Below are 21,397 nucleotides of genomic sequence, written 5' to 3' on the forward strand. Positions count from 1 at the left end.
CAGGAACGCCACATTCGCGATGGCTGAGGGGCGGGTATAACTATCGGGTACCCCTTAAACGACATGCGAGGATTATCTTATGCGTTATCAAAAACTGGGCAACACCGGTCTGTTCGTTTCTGAACTGTGCCTCGGCACCATGACCTTCGGCGGTGAAGGCGGCATGTGGGGCAAGATTGGTCAGCTCCAGCAAAGCGAAGCAGAACAGCTGGTGGGCCGCGCGCTGGATGCCGGGATCAACTTTATCGATACCGCGGACGTTTACTCGGAAGGGCGTTCGGAGGAGATCACCGGCCAGGCGCTGAAAAACCTGAAAATCCCCCGCGAGAACGTGGTCGTCGCGACCAAAGTGTTCGGCGAAACCGGAACGGCAGGGGTGAACTCGCGCGGCAGCTCGCGCTATCACATCATCAGCAGCGTGAAGGAGAGCCTGCGCCGCCTGCAGCTCGATCATATCGATCTCTATCAGCTGCACGGCTTCGACCCGGCCACGCCGATTGAAGAGACGCTGTATGCGCTGGATAACCTGGTGCAGCACGGCCACGTACGCTATATCGGCGTCTCAAACTGGGCGGCGTGGCAGATTGCCAAAGCGCTGGGCATTTCCGAGCGTCTCGGGCTGGCGCGTTTCGCATCCCTCCAGGCGTATTACACCATCGCCGGACGCGATCTTGAGCGCGAGCTGGTGCCGATGATGCAGAGCGAAGGCGTCGGGCTGATGGTCTGGAGCCCGCTGGCAGGTGGCCTGCTGAGCGGAAAATATGGTCGCGACGGGCAGAGCGAAGCCGGTGGTCGTCGTCTGGAGTTTGATTTCCCGCCGGTGAACAAAGATCGCGCCTTCGACTGCGTGGACGTGATGCGCATGATCGCCGAAAGCAAGGGTGTCTCCGTCGCGCAAATCGCGCTGGCGTGGTTGCTGCACCAGAAAGCGGTGACCAGCGTCATCATTGGCGCGAAACGCGTTGAACAGCTGGACGACAACATTGCCGCCACCGGGATCCGTCTCAGCGAAGACGAGCTTCAGCAGCTGGATGCGGTGAGCGCGCTGCCGCGGGAATATCCTGGCTGGATGCTGGAGCGGCAGGGTGAGTATCGCCGTAATCAGCTCGCGCAGCAGTAACACTCCGCATCAGGTAATTTTTTAATTTGTTTGCCCCTCGTTGCAGCAGTCGGCAAAAGCTGTTTATTTCATTAAGCATGCTTTTGCCGATTCAACGATGGGCTGTGGCGGCAATCAGCAACCGTCTTTGCAGGTTGCCGCTGGATTTTGCTCAAGGACTCTTACCAGCAGGGCTCGGGGTTCTCTAACTACATCTGTTCCAATTGACAGTACTTTGCCGTCCCGTTCTGCTGAATACTTCGCGACAACATCACCGAACGCATTTCGCTGCAAGGCGACCTCTTGTCCTGCTTTTACCGTGTCGCCGGGTTTAACGAAAACTTCCGCAAACCCACCTGTGGTTGCACGTATTGAACTGATAGCATTACCAATATACGTTTTATTGCTGCTGGCGGTTGCGCCGATTTTGCCTTCAATAACCTTGTAGTGGATCAGTACATTGAGGGCACCCTCTAAGCCCCGGGCAATCATATCCTGCTGGTAAATCCTCGGTTCTCCCGTCTCGGCCGTTATCGCCGGGATACCATTTTGAATAAAGGTTGTCTCCATTGAGCCGGCTTCGCCGGGATCTTTCTTAATTTGATCGGCCGGAAAAAGTTCTGCAATCGTCCGGGCATCCGCATTGCGGTAGTCGGCATAAATGAACAGCGGATAAGCCGTTCCGGTAGACTGGGTGTGATAGTCAATCGCCAGGTCTACATTTCCCTTGTAAACCTTATTCCACATCATCCATGCCTGACGCTCAGCAGAGTTACCCGTTTCTTTTCCTGGATGTACGCGGTTGTAGTCGATCGTCTCACCACCATCGGTTGAAACAGACCATGTCCGGGAAACCCTTTCAAGACCAGAACGGTTTGGGCCAATAATACCAATAACGCTTCCTTTCATTTTGGCGGGGTCCAGTTGTTCCATTACTTTTTGGACGATGCGAACCCCATTTAGCTCATCCCCGTGGACGCCCGCCTGCAGCAGAACTTTCTTCCCGTCCGTTTTCCCTTTTGCCACCATTATGGGGACATACCATCGCTGTCCCGTTCCTGTCTCAACCCCCTCGAACATGAAGCGATGTTGTCCTGCTGTAAGGTCAGCTACATCCAGAGCCGAGATAACAGGTACTCCCTGCACCTTATCACCCGTATACACCGTTGCCGCGTGAGTCATTGAGCATGACAACGCTAAGCTAAGAGCGAATGCGATACGGCTAGTAGATATCTTCATGTGCGTCATTTTCCATTTGATAGGGTTGAGATTTTTATTTTCCGGCCAGGGCCTGGGTTCATGCTCATTAAGTTAATAATGATTTTATGAGGCCAGCCAGTGGCACGATCGGGAAATGTGATTTTGCATAGGCTAACGCTCCGGCCTCAGGAAAAGGATTTGCGCGATCCATTTTCCTGCCCGGCTTCTTCTTTCCAACATACCTCACAAAAAACGATCCTCCTCTTTGATCGTTTTTACATCTTCGCCTATATGACTAGTCATGAATTTTTAAATGACTAGTCATATAGGAAGAGAACATGAAGAATCAGCTGCCAGCCAACTTTTTATGGGGCAACTCGGTCTCCAGCATGCAGACGGAAGGGGCCTGGAACGAAGGCGGGAAGGGGATGTCGGTGTATGACATTCGTGAAGCCGGGGAGAACGTCTCCGACTGGAAAGTCGCGACCGACTCCTACCACCGCTACCGGGAAGATTTCGACCTGATGCAGGATCTGGGCATGAACTGCTACCGCTTCCAGATCTCCTGGAGCCGCGTCTGCCCGCAGGGCGACGGCCCGTTCAACGACGAAGGCATCGCATTTTATGACCGCTTTATAGACGATCTGATCGCCCGCGGCATCGAGCCGATGATCTGCCTGTACCATTTCGACATGCCGCTCGCGCTGGCGCAGGAGTACAACGGCTTTATCGATCGCCGCGTGATGGACGCCTTTGTCCGCTACGGCAAAAAGATGATCGACTGCTTTGGCGACCGCGTGAAGTACTGGCTGACCTTCAACGAGCAGAATATTTTCCATATGCCGGAAGCCTTCCGCATTTCCGGCTATATGAAAGGCGAGAAAACCCTGCGCGAGCTGTACCTGCTCCAGCACCATACGATGGTGGCGCACATGGCGCTGACCGAATACCTGCACCAGACGAAACCGGGCCAGCTGATGGGCGGCATGCTGGCGCACCAGCTGATCTACCCGGCCACCTGCAAACCGCGCGATATCTTCTGCGCCCAGCAGTATGACGAATTCCTCAACCAGAATTTGCTGCGCGTCTTTGCCGGGCAGGGCTACAGCCCGGCGGTGATGGCGGTGGTGGAGCAGGAGGGCTTTGGCGATATCTACCGCGCAGACGATCTCGCGCTGCTGGCGCGCACCCAAAACGACTATATGGCCTTCAGCTACTACGCCAGCAAAACGCTGGACAGCGATGCGATCCCGGAAGGCACGCCGGTCAACTATTATCTGCTGCACGGCGAGAAAAATAACCCCTACCTGAAAGCCACCGAGTGGAACTGGCAGATCGACCCGCTCGGTTTTCGCACCATCATTACCCGCTATTACAACGACTGGCGCCTTCCGGTGTTTCCGATTGAAAACGGCATCGGCGTGATTGAGTCCTGGGATGGGGTGAACCCGATTGAGGACACCTACCGCATCGACTACCACCGGGCGCACATCGAGGCGATGAAAGCGGCGATGTTCGAGGACGGGGCAGAGGTCATTGGCTACCTCGGCTGGGGGTTAATCGACATTCTCAGCTCCCAGGGCGACATGCGTAAGCGCTACGGCGTGGTGTACGTCAACCGGGAAAACCACGACCTGAAAGACCTGAAGCGCGTGCCGAAGAAGAGCTACGCGTGGTTAAAACAGGTTATCCATACCAACGGACGCGAGATGTAAGCCGTACGCTGCCGGGCCGTTTTTGTGACTGATTGATGGGAACACGCCGCTATGTCTGAAACAAAAATCACACCGCACATGCAGTCCTTTGTCGATAAGTTTGTCGAGTTCTCGGCGCGCCTGGCAAACCAGGTGCACCTGCGCTCCCTGCGCGACGCCTTCGCCACGGTAATGCCCATTTTCATCCTCGCCGGTCTGGCGGTGCTGGTGAATAACGTGGTGTTTCCGTGGATGTTTAAGGGCGATACGCTGGCGCATTTTCAGGTGTGGGGCGAGGCGATTATCAACGGCACGCTGAACATCGCCGCGCTGCTGCTGGCCCCGATGATTGCCTGGTCGCTGGCGCGCAACAAAGATTTCGACAATCCGGTCTCGGCAGTGGTTATCGCCGTCAGCAGTTTTATCATTATGATGCCGATGCGCTTACAGATTACGCCCGTCGGCAGCGATACCACGGTGAACGTCACCCAGGTGCTGACGTTCGCTAATATCGGCTCCACCGGGATTTTCGCCGGGGTGCTGATTGGGCTGCTTTCAACGGAAGTGTTTATCGCTATTTCTCGGCTGAAGGCGCTGCACATTTCGCTCGGGGAAAACGTGCCCCCGGCGGTGAGCAAATCCTTTACCGCGCTGATCCCAACCATTCTCACGCTTTCCCTGTTCGCGGTGCTCGCGGCGGTGCTGGCAAACGTGCTGCATACGGACCTGATCCATCTCATTACGACCTTCATCCAGCAGCCGCTGCGGCTGATTAACACCAGCCTGCCGGGGACGATTTTCATCTACAGCTTCGGCAACTTCCTGTTCACGCTCGGTATTCATCAGTCGGTGGTCAACAGCGTGGTACTGGAGCCGTTCCTGCTGATCAATACCAACGAGAACATGCTGGCCTTCGCCAACGGCCAGCCCATTCCGCACATCATCAACAACATCTTCGTGCCGACCTTTGGCATGGTGGGCGGGACGGGCAGCACGATATCGCTGCTGATCGCCATCTTTATCTTCTCCCGACAACAGTCGGCGAAGCAGGTGGCGCGTCTCTCGCTGGCGCCGGGCCTGTTTAATATCAACGAGCCGGTGATCTTTGGCCTGCCGATCGTGTTTAACCTGCCGCTGATGATCCCATTCGTGCTGCTGCCCGCGATAGGTATTTACTTTGCCTGGCTCTGTACCACGCTGGGATTCATGTCGCGCTGCGTGGTGATGATCCCGTGGACCACGCCGCCGATTCTCAGCGCCTGGCTGGCCACGGCGGGAGACTGGCGGGCGGTGGTGGTGCAGTTGGCAATCATCGTATTTGGTGTATTCTTCTACCTGCCTTTCCTCAAAATTGCCGAGCGAGTGGCCTTGAAAAACAGCGGGATAGAAAACTAACAGAAAGGAAGGACGATGGCGGCGAAGTACATCACCATAGCGCGGGAAATCAAGAAACGCATTATCAGCCAGCAGTACGCCGCCCATGAACCGCTGCCGGACCAGTTTGCGCTGGCGGCGGAGTTCAGCACCAGCCGGATGACCATCCAGCAGGCGATGCGCCAGCTGATCGTCGAAGGGCTGGTCTATACCCGCCAGGGGCAGGGGACGTTCATCCGCAAAAATTTCCTCCAGCTTTCGCAGTGGGATCTCTCCGGCAGCGACTACTTTGGCGCGACCAAAACCTGGGCGCATCTGGGTACGGTTACGAGCCAGGTGGTGCATTTCGAACTGCGCTTCCCTAACGAAAAAGAGCAGGCGTCGCTGATGATTAACGCCGATGCGCCGATCTACGACTTCATTCGCCTGCGTTTGCTGAACGGCGAACCGATGTCGCTGGATTCCACGGTGATGCCGATGAATCTGGTGCGGGGCCTGACGAAAAACCATCTTGAAGGTTCAGTGTTTCAGTACGTTCAGGAGACCCTGGGGCTGAAAATTATGGGCTCGTATCGGGTGGTGCGGGCGCTTAAGCCCAGCGCGCTGGACAGAGAGCATCTGGTCTGCGAGGAAACCGATCCGGTACTGGAGGTGGAGCAGGTCATTTACCTGGAAGATGGCACGCCGCTGGAGTATGCCCACTGTCACTATCGGTACGACCACGGCGGGATTGTGATCGTGAATAACGGGTAAAAAAAAGCGGGCCTCGAAGCCCGCTTTTTTAATGCGCGTGACGTGATTAGTTCAGACGCACCGGCATACCGGAACGGTTCTGCACGGCCTGGTCAACAATCGCTGTTTCAACGTCTGGCTGAGACGTTACCGCCTGTACCGCGCTGTTCAGCGTAACAGGAACGACTTCGTTGTTGTTGATCTGGTCTTCGCTGGTGGACAGCGGGTTGTGCACTTCGATGTAGCGGCTGCCGTCTGGCTCAGACGTCGCTTTCACCGGTTCGTTGATGAACTGCACGCGCGTACCGACCGGCACGTTTTCGAATAGGAACTTGATGTCGTCGTTACGCAGGCGCACGCAACCGTGGCTCACGCGCAGGCCGATACCGAAGTTGGCGTTGGTGCCGTGAATCGCATACAGACGGCCAATGTACAGGGCATACAGACCCATCGGGTTATCCGGGCCTGCTGGCACAACGGCTGGCAGCGGTTCGCCCGCAGCGATGTATTCCGCGTGCATTTTGGCGGTTGGCGTCCAGGTTGGGCCCGCTTTCTTACGTTCAACTTTGGTGGTCCAGTTCAGCGGGGTGTCTTTACCCAGCTGGCCGATACCGATTGGCAGCACGATCACGGTGTTGGTGCCTTTCGGGTAGTAATACAGACGCATTTCGGCGCTGTTAATTACGATACCTTCATGAACGGTATCCGGCAGGATCAGCTGCTGAGGGATATTCAGCACGGTACCTGCTTTCGGCAGGTACGGGTCAACGCCCGGGTTCGCTTCCAGCATGTTAGACAGACCCAGCTGGTACTGCGCCGCGAAATACTCCAGCGGCTGAGAGTTACCTTCAGGAACCGTCACCACCTGGTTTTGACCCACCAGACGGCTTCCGTCGGTCGGCAGGGGATACGTCACCGCAGACGCGGTCTTACAAAAACCTACTACGGCTAACGCCGCCGCAAAAAGCGCTGTTAATTTCATGTTCATGTTGTGCGAGGTATCTAAGCCATTCTGGCGATGAGTTGATAAGTCTGAATCTGTGATGGGAGCGCATTATATGTGCATTCCCGCTCACTGGGAATTCAGATGTGTACGAAATCACATTTTTTTCGATTTTGTTAAAGTTTAGTGGATGGTTGCAACGCGGGATCTCAATTCGGAATTGTGGCATAATGCCGTGTTTATCACACTTTTCGCAGGAATCTCCCCGTGTTAGTTACCAGCAACGTCACTATGCAGTTTGGCAGTAAGCCGCTGTTCGAAAACATTTCCGTCAAATTTGGCGGCGGCAACCGTTACGGCCTGATTGGTGCCAACGGTAGCGGTAAATCCACCTTTATGAAGATCCTCGGCGGCGATCTGGAGCCGACCCTCGGCAACGTGTCGCTCGATCCGAACGAACGCATCGGTAAGCTGCGTCAGGATCAGTTCGCCTTCGAAGAGTTCACCGTGCTCGACACCGTGATCATGGGGCACGCGGAGCTGTGGGAAGTGAAGCAGGAGCGCGATCGCATCTATGCGCTGGCCGAGATGAGCGAAGAAGACGGCTATAAAGTGGCCGAGCTGGAAACGCAGTACGGCGAGATGGACGGTTACTCTGCGGAAGCGCGCGCGGGCGAGCTGCTGTTGGGCGTCGGCATTCCGGTTGAACAGCATTACGGCCCGATGAGCGAAGTCGCGCCAGGCTGGAAGCTGCGTGTGCTGCTGGCTCAGGCGCTGTTCTCTAACCCGGACATCCTGCTGCTCGACGAACCGACGAACAACCTGGACATCGACACCATCCGCTGGCTGGAGCAGACGCTCAACGATCGCGACAGCACCATGATCATCATTTCGCACGACCGTCACTTCCTGAACATGGTCTGTACGCACATGGCGGATCTGGACTACGGCGAGCTGCGCGTCTATCCGGGCAACTACGACGAGTACATGACGGCGGCCACTCAGGCGCGCGAGCGTCTGCTGGCGGACAACGCCAAGAAAAAAGCGCAGATTGCCGACCTGCAGTCCTTCGTCAGCCGCTTCAGCGCTAACGCTTCTAAATCGCGTCAGGCAACCTCGCGTGCGCGTCAGATTGATAAAATCAAGCTGGAAGAGGTTAAAGCCTCCAGCCGTCAGAACCCGTTCATCCGCTTCGAGCAGGACAAGAAGCTGTTCCGTAACGCGCTGGAAGTGGAAGCCCTCACCAAAGGCTTTGATGAAGGCCCGCTGTTTAAAAACTTCAACCTGCTGCTGGAGGTGGGCGAGAAGATTGCCATTCTGGGCGCCAACGGCGTGGGTAAATCTACCATGCTGAAAACCCTGGTCGGCGAACTGCAGCCGGACAACGGCACCGTGAAATGGTCCGAGAACGCGCAAATTGGTTACTACGCGCAGGACCATGAGTACGAGTTCGAAAATGACCTGACCGTCTTTGACTGGATGAGCCAGTGGAAGCAGGAAGGCGACGACGAGCAGGCGGTGCGCAGCATTCTGGGTCGTCTGCTGTTCAGCCAGGACGACATCAAAAAGCCAGCTAAAGTGCTCTCCGGTGGTGAGAAAGGCCGCATGCTGTTCGGCAAGCTGATGATGGAAAAACCAAACATCCTGGTGATGGACGAACCGACTAACCACCTGGACATGGAATCGATCGAATCGCTGAACATGGCGCTGGAGATGTATCAGGGCACCCTGATCTTCGTCTCTCATGACCGTGAGTTCGTCAGCTCGCTGGCGACCCGCGTGATCGAAATTACGCCAGAGCGCGTGGTGGACTTCACCGGTAACTACGAAGATTACCTGCGCAGCAAAGGTATCGACGGCTAAAAAAAAGCCCGGTGGCGCTTCGCTTACCGGGCCTACGGGTGACTTTGTAGGCCGGGTAAGGCGAAGCCGCCACCCGGCAATGTTCAGAGCACCCACTCACTCCTTTCAACCCCGTTCACCCGCAGCGTACGTTTTTCCCCCGCCGGTAATGACACCTTCAGCGCTTTCCACGCCGGACGATAATCTCCCCGCGCGTTCACCTTCAGGTTGATGGTTGCGCCGTCGCACACCATTTCCCATTCCACCCACAGCGCATTGCCGTTCTGATAGCCCCAGCTTTCACCGTCGTCTTCAAACAGCAGCCCGGAGGTAGTGCCGACGCCTTTCATCGGGAACAGCTTCAGCTCGCGGGCCGTATCTTTTTCGGCACTCACATGCGTGATGCGCTCGCTCAGCGGCAGACCGGCTCCGGCGCGCACCAGCAGCGGCAGTTTTTCCAGCGGCGCATCAAGGACGATGGATTGCCCGCCTGCATACCAGGCGTGGGTGTAAAAATCATACCAGCCCGTTTCGTTATCCGGCAGCCAGACCCGGCGCTCGCGCTGCCCGGCTTCGACGACGCTGGCGACCAGCAGGTCGCGGCCCAGCAGGAAGTCATCGCACTCTTCCAAGGTCTGCGCATCGTGCTCGTGGTCGAGGAAGGTCGGGCGCAGCATCGGCTCGTCGTCGGCGTGCGCCTGCCAGAGCAGGGTATAGAGATACGGCAGCAGGCGGTAGCGCAGCTCAATCGCGCCGCGAATGGCAGGCGTGACGCCCGGATACATCCACGGCTCGTTCACCGTGTGGTCATCGTTCCACGAGTGAATGGTAAAGCGCGGGTGCATCACGCCGTTCTGCACCCAGCGCACGAACAGCTCGGCGTCCGGCTTGTCGCCGGAGAAACCGCCCACGTCATGGCCGACGTTGAACAGCCCGGACAGGCTCATGCCCAGCCCCATGCGGATGTTATAGCGCAGCGTGTCCCAGTTGGTGCGGTTGTCACCGCTCCAGGTCTGAACGTAGCGCTGCATCCCGGCGCAGCCGGAGCGGGAGATGAGATACGGGCGTTTTTCCGGCGCAAAGCGCTGCTGCGCTTCCAGCGAGGCGCGCATCATCAGCAGCGGCATCACCGGGCGAATATGCTTGATGGCGATCTCCTTGCCGAAGCCAAAGCAGCGGGCTTCCCCGTCCCACACTTCATATTCGTTGTTGTCGTTCCAGGTGGAGTCGATGCCCATCTCCAGCAGCTGCGTGGTGACGCCGTTCTGCCACCACTGCACCGTCTGCGGGTTGGTAAAGTCGAGGTGCGAGCCTTCGTCATCCCAGAAGCTGGAGCGTTCGGGTGCATCGGTTTCTGAATCGCGAATAAACAGGCCGCTCTCCGCCACTTCGCTGTAGCGCGGATGATCCTGCAGCAGGCACGGCTTGATGTTTGCGGCCAACTTCAATCCCGCGTCGTGGAACGCCTGGCTCATCACCTTCGGCTGCGGCACCTTGTCATAGTTCCAGTTGAAGACGTAGCGCTTGCCGTTGATGGAGGTATAGCCGGACGAGAGCTGGAACGAATCGCACGGAATGGCGTGCTCTTCGCACAGGCGGATGAAGTTCATCAGCTGATTCTGCGCGTCCGGCGCGTCGGTGTAGTGCATGGTCGAGCCGCTGTAGCCCAGGCTCCATTTCGGTCCGAACAGTGTCTTACCTGTGAGGCGCACGAAGGCTTTGGTGACGTCCAGCACGCGGCTGCCGGTAAAGATGTAGTAGTCGATATCGCCCGCTTCCGCCTGCCAGCGGCGATAGGCAGTATGGTAGTTGTCGATTTCGTTACCCAGATCCAGCCAGCAGCTGCTCAGGTTGTCGTAGAACAGGCCGTAGCTCACGTCGTCGCGGCGGGTAAGGGTGAACGGAATGTGCTTGTACAGCGGGTCGGTGCTGGCGGCGTTGTAGCCCATGGCGTCGAGGTTGCGCATCTCGTAGCGTTTACCGTTGCGCTGCAGATCGCCCGCTTTCTCACCCAGGCCGTAGAAACGCTCGTCCTTGCGGCGGCTCAGGTAGTGCGCCACGCCGTCGCCGTGGGCGTTCAGCAGGTAGGCGCTGGTGGGACGGTCATTGACCAGCGGCTGCCACTCGCCCGCGTCATTGCGGTAGTGCCACTCCAGCCACAGCGGCTGGTGCACGGTGACGCGCAGCTGTTCGGTTGCCACGGTTAACGTGTCGTCCTGCTGCGTCAGCGTCCAGGCCGGGCAGGTGAAGCCGCTGACATCGTCACGACGGCGACCTTCCCACGGCACGTCTTGTTCCGGGGCGATGCTCCAGGTGCGGTCCAGCGCCAGCTCGCCTTTGCGTTTGATCAGCACGCGGAACAGATTCTCTTCCAGCACATACAGGCACAGGCGGTGCTGGTTATCGACCAGCAGTTCCAGATGGTTTGCCGACTGCGTATCAACGGTCCAGTTTTTCAGGGTTTTCATATGCAATACATCCACTATCAGGCGCGCTTGGCGCGACGTTCAGCAATAAATGCTACCAGGAAGAGAGCGCCAATCAGGTCAAAGAAGCCCATGGCGATAAAGAGCGGGTTAAAGCCGATTTTGTCGGCGGTCACACCGATTAACAGCGAGAACAGGAAGCTGGCGATCCACGCCGCCGAGCCGCGCATGCCGTTGACGGTCGCCATCTGGCCTTTGTCGAACGACTCCACGACCAGGGCGCTGAGCATGCAGGAGATGATCTGGTGCCCGAAGCCGCCGATGGAGATCAGCACGATGGTGATGTACGGGTCGCGGGTAATGGCCACGATGGCCAGCGAGATCATCAGGAACGCGCCCGTCACGGAGCTGGCGACGACAGAGTTCACGCGGGAGCAGCCGAACAGGCGGGTGTACAGACGCGTCAGGTAGCCGCTCGCCACGCTGCCAAGGTCAGCGGCGAGGAACGGCAGCCAGGCAAACATCGCAATCTGCTTCAGGTCCATGCCGTGCTCTTTGGCAAGGTACAGCGGCACCCAGAAGCTCAGCACCGCCCAGGCCGGTTCCGCCATAAAGGCCGGGATGGCGATACCGTAGAAGCGTTTGTTCTTCGAGACGGTTTTCAGCGCGGTCAGGAAGGGCAGTTTGACGGCAGGCGGTTCGTTATCCTGCTTGATAAACGCCAGCTCGTCCTTGCTCAGGTTCGGGTGCTGCTCCGGATTATGGTAGAACGCCCACCACAGGATCACCCACAGCAGCGCCAGCACGCCGGTAAACATGAACGCCCCCTGCCAGCCGAACGAGGCGTGAGCGAAGTAAATGATAGGCGGAGCCAGCATCGCGCCGATAGAGAAGCCTACGCCCGCCCAGCCGGCAGCAACGGGACGCTCTGATTTCGGGAACCATTCACCAATGGTTTTGGCGTTCGCCGGGGTAGCGGCGGCTTCGGAAGCTCCCATAAAGAAGCGCAGAATCGCCAGGTGCAGCCAGCTTCCGGCGCCCGCGTGGAAAATACACATCAGCGCCCAGATCCCGGCGCAGACCATAAAACCAATCTTCAGGCCAATGACGTCAATCAGCCAGCCGCACAGGGGCTGGAAAATGGTGTAGGCAATCTGGAACGCACCGACGATCCAGGAGTATTGCTCGGTGGTGATCCCAAGGCTCTCTTTCAGTTCCGGGGCGAGGATCCCGAGCGAGTTTCGGGTGATGTAGTTAACGGTGACGCCAAGTAAGAACAGCACCAGCACGTACCAGCGCAGGTTCTTGATGACGCGACGGGTTTTGCTTGTCGCAACGGTGTTATTGATGTCCTGACTCATTTTACTCTCCACAAGACGGACGGTAAGGGCACGGAGGTTCAGGTGTCACACAGATTTTTATGCCTTTGATTTCTATCCGTTTAAACTGCTTAAGTTGGTATACAACTAGTATGGAAGTTGTGTGACAGGTTCACCTTAAGGGAGAAAATGAGCGGGCAATAGTCTATTTTGTGCAAAATTTCTCATAACTGACGTAAACACTATGGCAGGATGGCATTGATGTCAGTTATTGCCTGACAAACACGCTATGAAAATTTTTTCATTTCGCAAATGGAGCCAGATCACAAAATGGACAAAAGGCTAAAAATCACCGAAATCGCTGCCCGCACGCAGCTCTCGATCAGCACCGTGTCACGCGTGCTGGCGGGGAAAGCGAATACCAGTGAAAAAGCGCGCGCAAAGGTGCTGGCGTGCGCGCGGGAGCTGGGCGTGATGGAGGGCATGGCGGCGGGACGGTTGCTGCTCAATAGCCTGGTGGTTTTTGCTCCTCAGCGCGCCTTCGACGAGCGGTCCGACATCTTTTACTACCGCGTGATCCAGAGCGTGAGTAAAGGCCTGGCATCCCACGATGTGCGCCTGCGCTACTGCGCGCTGGAAGAGAACGACAGCGACGCCCAGCTGTTTCTGGCGCGGATGAACGAGTCGGACACCCAGGCCGCCATTCTTCTCGGTATCGACGACCCGCATATCCACGATCTGGCTGTGGATGTCGGCAAACCCTGCATGCTGATTAACTGTCGCGACCGGCACATGCGTCTGCCTGCCGTTGCGCCGGATCACCGCGCCATTGGCGAGCGGGCAGCGGAATACCTGTTCGAGATGGGACACCGTGAGGTGATGAACGTGCTGTGCTTGCGTCGCTACACCATGGAGCTGCGCCTGTCGGGGATCCGCGACGCGTGGCAGTCTCACAACCTGGCGTTCAACGACAGGCGCGATCTGCTGGTGGTGCCCAGCTTCAGCGCGCGCGAAACGGAACAGGTGGTCAGCGCCTGGCTCAGCGAAATGCAGGGCAAGGATTTGCCAACCGCGTTCCTGGTCGGCGGCGATTTTATGGCGGCGGGGACCATCAGCGCATTACAAAACCACGGATTGCGCGTGCCGCAGGACGTGTCGGTGATGAGCATTGACGGGTTTAACCTGGCGGCGATCCAGGATGTGCCGCTGACGGCCGTGCATGTTCCCCGCGATGAGCTGGGGACGGAAGCGGTACACATGCTCCAGCAGCGGCTGATGCGCCCGGACGCGCCGGTGGGGACGTTACTGCTTAACGGCACCCTGACCGTACGAGAATCGGTACGGCGGATACGTCAGGGAAAACGACGCACCGCCGTCGAGCGGGAAGGGCTGTACGACAGTTAGACCATGCCCAGCGCGCGCTTGCCGTGGATGTTGAGATCGTTCACGGTAAAGCGGTCCTGCCAGCTCTTTTCATAATCTTCGCGTGGGAAATCCCCCGGCGATGCGCCGGTCTCCAGCGCTTCCTTGACCTTCTTCGCATAGGCGAGGTTTTTCTCGCACATCGGTGCGGCGGGGATATACATCACGTTGCCCCAGCCCTGCTGATTGTCCACCGGCGCGACGGAGTGGATCACATCGCAGTGCCACCACACGGAATCGCCCGCGTCCAGTGCCGGAATGCTGGTCAGCGCCTCGATCAGCAGCGGGTGCCACTTCTCGGAAACCGGCAGCACGCGCCCCGGCGCCACGCCGCACAGCTCGTCTTCCGGCACGTCGTCCAGCAGCGGACGCAGCAGAATGTACGCCATCGCTTCCGGGATCGGCACCACGTGCAGCAGTCCCTGGCCAGGGATCATGTCCGACAGCGCGGTCCAGCCCTGGAAGGTGCGGAACACCGAGCATTTGGTGGTGTTATCGACGGTATACTCTTCCACTTCGGTACGGTGCGCGGCGTTCCACGGATCGTACTTGTCGACATTGCCGTCAAACACGCGGGCAAAGACCTGCTGATAGGCCGGCAGCAGCCAGCGCTCCAGCGCACCGGAGTCGGTATGCGCGCCCAGCCCTTTCGAGGTGGTTCCCGGCGGACGGCGGCGGATACGATCCGGATAAATCACGCTCACGTCCGGGTCAAACCACTGCTTGCCGTTGCTCTCGAACGTCCACAAGCGGTTCAGGAACGACTGCACCTGCGCCATCTCTTCGCTCTGGCGCGCCTGCATCTGCGCCTGCGACCAGTAGATCGGGTAAATCTCCGGACGGGAAGCGGTCAGGGTGCCGAAGAAGTTATCGCCTGGCCCTTTGTACACCTCGTCAAACTTGTTCAGATCGAGGTAGTCGAGCATCGACTGATCCCACGCCAGCGCCTGCTCGCGCGGGAAGTGACCTTTAATCACCGCGCAGCCGCGGCGTTTAACGGCGTCGCGCTGCGCGTCGGTAATCGTGCCGTTTTTTACATCGGTAAACGGGATCACCGGCCAGACGGATTCACCTTTATTTTTAAGCGCGTTAATTTCCGCCACGCGGGTGGCAATGCTATCGCTGAGCTTGTTGAACACCGCCTGCACGTCGCCGATCTGCGCGCGTAACTCACGTTTCAACTGACGAATTGCCGCTTTGTGATCCGCCGGCAAGGTTTCACTGGTAAAGGTCATAACTGCCTCGCATCTTTCATTCGAAAGTAAAATTGTCTACAAGTGATACTTTAAGTTAAAAATAAGTTAATGCAAGTTTAAAAACTTGACGTGTGCCACAGGACGGAAAAAGAGTGAGAGGCCGGAGCCAGGCTCCGGCGAGGAAAGGATCAGGCGTCGAACGGGGAATGGTTGTCGAGCACGGCCTGAATGACGTTCAGCGCGCCCTGATGGTTGTTGTCGTCAGTGCTGTAGCGGCTGATTTCTTTGATGCTTTCCGCCGCGTTGCCCATCGCAAAGGAATATTTCACCAGCTTCAGCATCTCGGCATCGTTGCCGCTGTCGCCAATGGCCACGCACTCTTGCGGGGAGATTTTCCAGCGCTTCAGCAGACGGCTGATGCCGTTAGCTTTGTGCAGGCCGGGGATAATCAAATCGACAAAGCCAAAGCCGCTGGTGACTGGCTTCATGATGCCGTCCAGCGAGACGTGCAGCTTATCCACCAGATTGGGGATATCGCTGTCCGGCAGGTTCAGGGAGAACTTAAATAGCACGTCGTCAATTTCACGGTAATCGCTGATGCGCTTTAAGCGGTGGTAGTGCTTTGACATCAGCGCCACGAACGCATCCGGGGCTTTATCGCTGACGTACGCGCTCTCCAGCCCGCAGGCCACGAAGTTCAGCCCTTTATCTTTCAGCAGTTCGCCAATCACGATCTGCGATTCATGGCGGGTCAGCTCGCCGTGAAAAATCTGCTCCCCGCGATCGAACACCAGCGCGCCGTTTTCCGCCACGAAGGAGATCCGATCTTTGAGCTCCGGAAAGAAGGAGATGAGCTGGTAATACTGGTTGCCGCTGGCGACAACGAATTCAATGTCGCGGGCTTTAAGCTGTTCAAACTGTGCCTGGAAGCGGTCACGATCGTACTGCTTGGCATCATCAAGAAAAGTTCCGTCCATATCGGTGACGATAACTTTAACGGTCATACTGTGCTCCTGGGTCACTGCGTTTTGAAACATTCTAATAACAAGGTGACGGGGAGCACAAATTTAATTTCGAATGAAAGTCAGAAAGCCGGGTGGCGGCTTCGCCTTACCCGGCCTACGGGGAGACTCTGTAGGCCCGGTAAGCGCAGCGCCACCGGGCGTTTTTCTTACAGCGTATGTTCAGTACGGGCGATAATATCGTCCTGCGCATCCGGCGACAGGGCGGTGAAGAACGCCGAGTAACCCGCGACGCGCACCACCAGGTCACGATACTGGTCAGGGTGTTTCTTCGCCTCCAGCAGCGTGTCGCGGGAGACAATGTTGTACTGAATATGCCAGCCCTTATGTACCTCGAAGAAGGTGCGCAGCAGCACCATCAGCTTCTGGCGATCGCTGTCGTTTTCCAGCGTTGACGGGTTCAGCTTCTGGTTCAGCAGCACACCGCCGAGAATCGCCTCGGTAGGCAGTTTACCCACGGAACCGATGACTGCCGTTGGACCCAGGTGGTCGGTACCGGAAGCCGGGCTGGCCCCTTCCGCCAGCGGCGTGTGCGCCTTACGTCCGTCCGGTGTCGCCATCGTCGCCGCGCCAAACGGCACGTTCGCGGAAATCGAGGAGGTGCCCGCGTAGTAGTTACCGCCAATCGGGCCACGGCCGTGGCGTGGGTTGTGGTACTGCTTCAGCTCTTCAATATAGGTCTGATAGGCGCGGGTCAGCAGCATATCTACGCTGTCGTCATCGTTACCGTACTTAGGCGCGCCATTGATCAGACGCTGACGCAGCTGCTCGTGGGTCAGGCCATCGAAATCATCGGCCAGCGCCGCCGCCAGCTGCTGTTGGCCAATGACGCCGTGTTCGAACACCAGCTTCTTCACCGCTGCCAGGCTGTTGCCGAGGTTGGCGATCCCCACCTGCAGGCCGGAGACCCAGTCATACTTCGCGCCGCCCTGCTTGATGCTTTTCGCGCGCTCGATGCAGTCGTCCACCAGCGCCGAGCAGAGAATATCGTGGACGTTCTCCTCGAGCATGGTGTCCACCACGTACTCAATTTCGATGGATTGGCGGGTGTAGTAGCGGATCTGGCTATCCCAGGCCGCCATCACCTCGTCGAAATTGTCGAAGTTACCGGCAGAGAGCGCTTTCTCCTGCGGCAGGAACACCTTGCCGCTGGTGGCATCGCGGCCGCCTTCCAGCGCGGCCAGCATCACGCGGGCAAAGTTGATGAAGCTCATGCCGGTGCAGCGATAGCCCCACTTGCCGCCCACCGCGGTTTCGATACAGCCAATCGCCGCGTAGTCGTAGGCGTCGTCGCGCTCAACGCCGAGCTTGATGAATTCCGGGATCACGATTTCATCGTTGTTGAACGCGGGCATCCCGAAGCCGCAGCGGATCACCTGCACGCAGGCGTCGAGGAAGTCGTTGCTCATGCCCGCGTGGTAACGCACGCTCAGGTTCGGCTGGGTGGAGCGCAGACGGCCGCAGGATTCCAGAATCGCGTAGGAGAGCGGGTTCACCGCGTCCATCGGCTCGCCGTTGACCAGCTTCTGGCCGCCGATGGTGACGTTCTGGTACAGCGGGCTGCCGGCGGAGGCTTTGGAGTGCGAGCCGGAGCGGATCTTATTCACTTCAAGCAATTTCAGCCAGCAGCTGTGCAGCAGCTCAATGGCGTGTTCGCGATCCAGGCTCTGGTTCAGCTCCACGTCCCGGCGGTAGTACGGATAGAGATACTGGTCCATACGCGCGAAGGAGACGGAGTGGCCGTTGGACTCAATCTGCAGGATCAGTTGAATGAAGTAGCACAGCTGCAGCGCCTGCCAGAAGGTTTTTGGCGGCTCGTGAGCAATCACGTCGCAGTTTTCTGCCATCGCCAGCAGCTCGTCGCGGCGGCTTTCGCGGGTTTCGGTGGAGGCCATCTCGCGCGCCAGATCGGCGAAGCGTTTGATGTGCAGGCTCACCGCTTCCAGCACGATATCAATTGCCTTCAGGAACTGATCGCCGTGCAGGTCTTCCAGCACCGTCAGGTTGATGCGCGAGCGGCGCTCGGCCACTTTGGTGCGCAGGCCGTCGAGACCTTTCTCCAGCACCAGCGGGAAGTTCACCGCCAGGTGCGCGTCGCCGGAGGTCATGTTGCCTTCGGCTTTGATGATGCCGGTTTCCAGCAGGCCTTTCTGCTCGTCGGTGAACATGCCGTAGCAGCGGTCCTGCACCGTCTGGCCGCGCCACCACGGGCAGATCTCATGCAGCACACGCTTGTTCTCTTCGCTCACCGCAAAGCCCGCGCCCGGGCGGTCCGCCAGGTCGTCAATCTCTTTCTCAATCCAGGAGACGGTGTATTCCGGGAAGATCGGCGCGGCGCGCACTTCGCTGGCCTGGTTACCGATAATCAGCTCGTCGTGTTTGATCCAGATGGTACGCTCGGCCAGGTGATGCGCCAGCGCCAGGGCGCGACGGACCGGGATCGGCTTGTCCATGTGCTGCTGGTACATTTCGGTGTAATGCTGGGCGCGCTCGGTACAGACCGGCGGCTTAACGATATGCACCAGCGCCGTTTTGTGCGCCTTAATGCGCTCGCTGAGGGTATTGAGATTCAGGGTTGTCATAAGTTTATCCTCGTAAGGTCGCGGTTAACCCTTTCTGGCAGGCGTACTGCTGCGCGAAGTCCAGCAGGGCAGGGTTATCCAGCGGTTTGTCAGGGGCAGAGTAGGGTTGGCCGAGCAGGGTGTATTTGTTCATGCCCAGCGTGTGATACGGCAGAAAATGAATATCGTCGACGCCGAGCTCATCGGCAGCGAAGTTGGTGATGGCGGTGATGGAGGCTTCATCCGCGTTGAAGCCCTGGATCAGCGGCACGCGGATGGTGATCTTTTTCCCGGCGGCGGCCAGGCGTTTCAGGTTGTCCAGGATGCGCTTAGCCGAACCGTCCGTCCACTGCTTGAGCACGTCACCGTCGACGTGCTTCAGGTCGGCGAGGAACAGATCGACGTACGGTAATGACGGCTCGATATAGTGCCACGGCACGTGAAGGCAGGTTTCGACGGCGGTGTGGATCCCCTGGTCATGGCTGGCTTTAAACAGGGCCTGCGCCAGCTCGGGGTTCATAAACGGTTCGCCGCCGGAGAGGGTGATCCCGCCGCCGCTGCGGTCGTAGAAGGGTTTGTCGCGCAGTACGGTCGCCATGATCTCCTCGACCTGCCGTTCTTCACCGCAGACGGTCAGCGCCTGCGTCGGGCAGCAGTCGGTGAGGGCATTAAGCGTCTCTTCACTTAATTTCTCACGATGAATGACCATCCCGTTCAGCGCTCGTTCGATACAGCCCGGTGCCGCCTGCTGACACAGGTCGCAGCCGTCCAGGCACAGACGCGCATCAAACAGCACGTCACGCGTGCGGGAGCGGCTTTCCGGGTTCTGGCACCAGCGACAGCCCAGCGAGCAGCCTTTCAGGAACACCACGGTACGGATACCGGGGCCATCGTGGGTAGAGTAACGCTGAATATTGAAGATCATGTTTTCGCCTCTCATCTTGCATACGAAGATTAAATTACTTTCGAATGAAAGTTATCTTGATGCAGGTCAACTCTTGAGCAGGTTTTGTCGTGATAGGGTAAGTGCAGGCTAATTTTGAGGGTGACATCATGGAACTTTATCTCGACACATCTGACGTTGCGGCAGTCAAAAAGCTGGCGCGTATCTTCCCGCTGGCGGGCGTGACCACCAACCCAAGCATCGTTGCGGCCGGTAAAACGCCGCTCGACGAACTGCTGCCCGCGCTGCACGACGCGCTGGGCGGTAAAGGCCGTCTGTTCGCGCAGGTGATGGCGACCACCGCCGAAGGGATGGTGGAAGACGCGCGTAAGCTGCGCGCTATCATTAACGATCTGGTGGTGAAAGTGCCGGTAACCGCAGAAGGGCTGGCGGCGATCAAGATGCTCAAAGCGGAAGGGATCCCGACGCTGGGTACGGCAGTATACGGTGCCGCGCAGGGGATGCTGTCCGCGCTGGCGGGGGCGGAGTATGTGGCGCCGTACGTTAACCGCGTGGACGCGCAGGGCGGGGACGGGATCCAGACCGTGGTGGAATTACAGCAGCTGCTGACGCTGCATGCCCCGCAGTCAAAAGTGCTGGCCGCGAGCTTTAAAACCCCGCGTCAGGCGCTGGACTGCCTGCTGGCTGGGTGCGAGTCCATCACGCTGCCGCTGGACGTGGCGCAGCAGTTTATTACCTCTCCGGCTGTGGATGCGGCGATTGTGAAGTTTGAGCAGGACTGGCAGGGGGCGTTTGGACGGACGTCTATCTGACGCGGTTGCCGGGTGGCGCTAACGCTTACCCGGCCTACGATTTTCTCCCTCTCCCTGTGGGAGAGGGTCGGGGTGAGGGCATCAGGCCGCAGCAGGGTTTACCCTCCGCAAACCTCACACCCCGGGTTACGCATCAGCTTCATCTCGCGGAACTGGCAGGTCATCGCGTCATACATCACGATTTTACCCGCTGCGGGCGTGCCGTAATTCGCCAGCACTTTGATCGCTTCCATTGCCTGCAATGAGCCAATCACGCCGACGAGTGGCGCCATCACGCCCGCCTCAACGCAGGTCAGCGCATTCTCGCCAAAAAGACGGCTCAGGCAGCGGTAGCAGGGTTCACCCTCGGCGTACGTGAAGACGCTGATTTGCCCCTCCATGCGGATCGCCGCGCCGGAGACCAGCGGGGTTTTGTGAGCAAAACAGCCCGCGTTGAGCTGATTACGGACGGTGACGTTATCAGTGCAGTCCAGGACCAGGTCGTGCCGGGCAATCTGCGCGGAGAGCGCGTCGTCATCCAACATTGCGTCAATCAGCGTGAACTGAACGTGGGGGTTGATGCGCGCCAGCGCAGCCCTGGCGGATTCCACTTTCGGCTGGCCCACCGACGCGTCGCTGTGCAGCGTCTGGCGCTGCAGGTTGGAGACCGATACGGTATCGAAATCCAGCAGCGTCATGCTTCCCACGCCCGCCGCGGCAAGGTACTGCGCGGCGGCGCAGCCCAGCCCGCCCAGCCCGACGACCAGCACGCTGGCCGCCTTGAGCGCTTCCTGACCTTCGAAGTCAAACCCGCGCAGCACGATCTGGCGGTTGTAGCGCATCATCTCCTGGTCGCTCAGCTCCACCGTCAT

Annotated in this window: 16 protein-coding genes; 7 read left to right on the plus strand and 9 right to left on the minus strand. The window is 58.3% G+C overall.

The window, feature by feature from the left end:
* The first annotated feature begins 79 nt into the window (after positions 1–79).
* Positions 80–1,120, plus strand: a complete 1,041-nt coding sequence (locus tag V1572_RS09655) for an aldo/keto reductase (RefSeq protein ID WP_395299901.1) — start codon at positions 80–82, stop codon at positions 1,118–1,120.
* Positions 1,121–1,234: 114 nt separating this feature from the next.
* Here the strand turns inward: V1572_RS09655 and V1572_RS09660 are convergent, their stop codons facing one another.
* Positions 1,235–2,338 (minus strand): succinylglutamate desuccinylase/aspartoacylase family protein, encoded by a 1,104-nt coding sequence (locus V1572_RS09660; protein ID WP_395299902.1) that lies wholly within the window; start codon positions 2,336–2,338, stop codon positions 1,235–1,237.
* Positions 2,339–2,637: 299 nt separating this feature from the next.
* Here V1572_RS09660 and V1572_RS09665 point away from each other — a divergent pair, with 299 nt between their 5' ends.
* Genes V1572_RS09665 through V1572_RS09675 form a run of 3 tightly spaced genes read left to right on the plus strand, consistent with a single transcriptional unit; the run spans position 2,638 to position 6,120 of the window.
* On the plus strand, positions 2,638–4,014 hold the full coding sequence (locus tag V1572_RS09665) for a glycoside hydrolase family 1 protein (protein WP_196346024.1): 1,377 nt from the start codon (positions 2,638–2,640) through the stop codon (positions 4,012–4,014).
* A 51-nt stretch (positions 4,015–4,065) separates the two neighbouring features.
* Positions 4,066–5,388: a PTS sugar transporter subunit IIC gene (locus tag V1572_RS09670; RefSeq protein WP_395299903.1), complete on the plus strand. Its 1,323-nt coding sequence runs from the start codon at positions 4,066–4,068 to the stop codon at positions 5,386–5,388.
* 15 nt (positions 5,389–5,403) lie between these two features.
* The gene (locus V1572_RS09675; RefSeq protein WP_395299904.1) at positions 5,404–6,120 is read left to right on the plus strand and encodes a GntR family transcriptional regulator; all 717 of its coding nucleotides are present in this window, start codon (positions 5,404–5,406) and stop codon (positions 6,118–6,120) included.
* Between the two features lie 46 nt (positions 6,121–6,166).
* Here V1572_RS09675 and ldtB read toward each other — a convergent pair whose 3' ends face one another.
* A complete protein-coding gene (gene ldtB / locus V1572_RS09680; protein ID WP_032649383.1) occupies positions 6,167–7,087 on the minus strand; it encodes a L,D-transpeptidase in 921 nt (306 codons plus the stop codon).
* Positions 7,088–7,309: 222 nt separating this feature from the next.
* Between ldtB and V1572_RS09685 the strand changes: the two genes are divergently transcribed.
* Complete coding sequence (locus tag V1572_RS09685) at positions 7,310–8,905, plus strand: ABC-F family ATPase (protein ID WP_032656351.1); 1,596 nt, start codon at positions 7,310–7,312, stop codon at positions 8,903–8,905.
* Positions 8,906–8,988: 83 nt separating this feature from the next.
* On the opposite strand, the gene V1572_RS09690 is transcribed toward V1572_RS09685, so the two are convergent.
* Positions 8,989–11,352, minus strand: a complete 2,364-nt coding sequence (locus V1572_RS09690; protein WP_395299905.1) for a TIM-barrel domain-containing protein — start codon at positions 11,350–11,352, stop codon at positions 8,989–8,991.
* 17 nt (positions 11,353–11,369) lie between these two features.
* Positions 11,370–12,671 (minus strand): MFS transporter, encoded by a 1,302-nt coding sequence (locus tag V1572_RS09695; RefSeq protein WP_045909413.1) that lies wholly within the window; start codon positions 12,669–12,671, stop codon positions 11,370–11,372.
* Positions 12,672–12,959: 288 nt separating this feature from the next.
* On the opposite strand from V1572_RS09695, the gene V1572_RS09700 reads away from it, so the two are divergent.
* Complete coding sequence (locus tag V1572_RS09700) at positions 12,960–14,033, plus strand: LacI family DNA-binding transcriptional regulator (protein WP_045909412.1); 1,074 nt, start codon at positions 12,960–12,962, stop codon at positions 14,031–14,033.
* Here the strand turns inward: V1572_RS09700 and V1572_RS09705 are convergent.
* From V1572_RS09705 to V1572_RS09720, 4 genes are all read right to left on the minus strand, one after another.
* Complete coding sequence (locus V1572_RS09705; RefSeq protein WP_395299906.1) at positions 14,030–15,286, minus strand: DUF1479 domain-containing protein; 1,257 nt, start codon at positions 15,284–15,286, stop codon at positions 14,030–14,032. The genes V1572_RS09700 and V1572_RS09705 overlap by 4 nt on opposite strands.
* Positions 15,287–15,435: 149 nt before the next feature.
* Positions 15,436–16,251: a Cof-type HAD-IIB family hydrolase gene (locus V1572_RS09710; RefSeq protein ID WP_115874571.1), complete on the minus strand. Its 816-nt coding sequence runs from the start codon at positions 16,249–16,251 to the stop codon at positions 15,436–15,438.
* Between the two features lie 167 nt (positions 16,252–16,418).
* The gene (locus V1572_RS09715; RefSeq protein ID WP_395299907.1) at positions 16,419–18,851 is read right to left on the minus strand and encodes a formate C-acetyltransferase/glycerol dehydratase family glycyl radical enzyme; all 2,433 of its coding nucleotides are present in this window, start codon (positions 18,849–18,851) and stop codon (positions 16,419–16,421) included.
* A gap of 4 nt (positions 18,852–18,855) precedes the next feature.
* Positions 18,856–19,755 (minus strand): glycyl-radical enzyme activating protein, encoded by a 900-nt coding sequence (locus V1572_RS09720; protein WP_048222177.1) that lies wholly within the window; start codon positions 19,753–19,755, stop codon positions 18,856–18,858.
* Positions 19,756–19,883: 128 nt separating this feature from the next.
* On the opposite strand from V1572_RS09720, the gene fsa reads away from it, so the two are divergent.
* On the plus strand, positions 19,884–20,546 hold the full coding sequence (gene fsa / locus V1572_RS09725; protein WP_023326972.1) for a fructose-6-phosphate aldolase: 663 nt from the start codon (positions 19,884–19,886) through the stop codon (positions 20,544–20,546).
* A 98-nt stretch (positions 20,547–20,644) separates the two neighbouring features.
* On the opposite strand, the gene moeB is transcribed toward fsa, so the two are convergent.
* Positions 20,645–21,397, minus strand: a complete 753-nt coding sequence (gene moeB / locus V1572_RS09730) for a molybdopterin-synthase adenylyltransferase MoeB (protein WP_395299908.1) — start codon at positions 21,395–21,397, stop codon at positions 20,645–20,647.

The organism is Enterobacter quasiroggenkampii (assembly GCF_043972695.1).
GTDB classification, from domain to species: domain Bacteria; phylum Pseudomonadota; class Gammaproteobacteria; order Enterobacterales; family Enterobacteriaceae; genus Enterobacter; species Enterobacter quasiroggenkampii.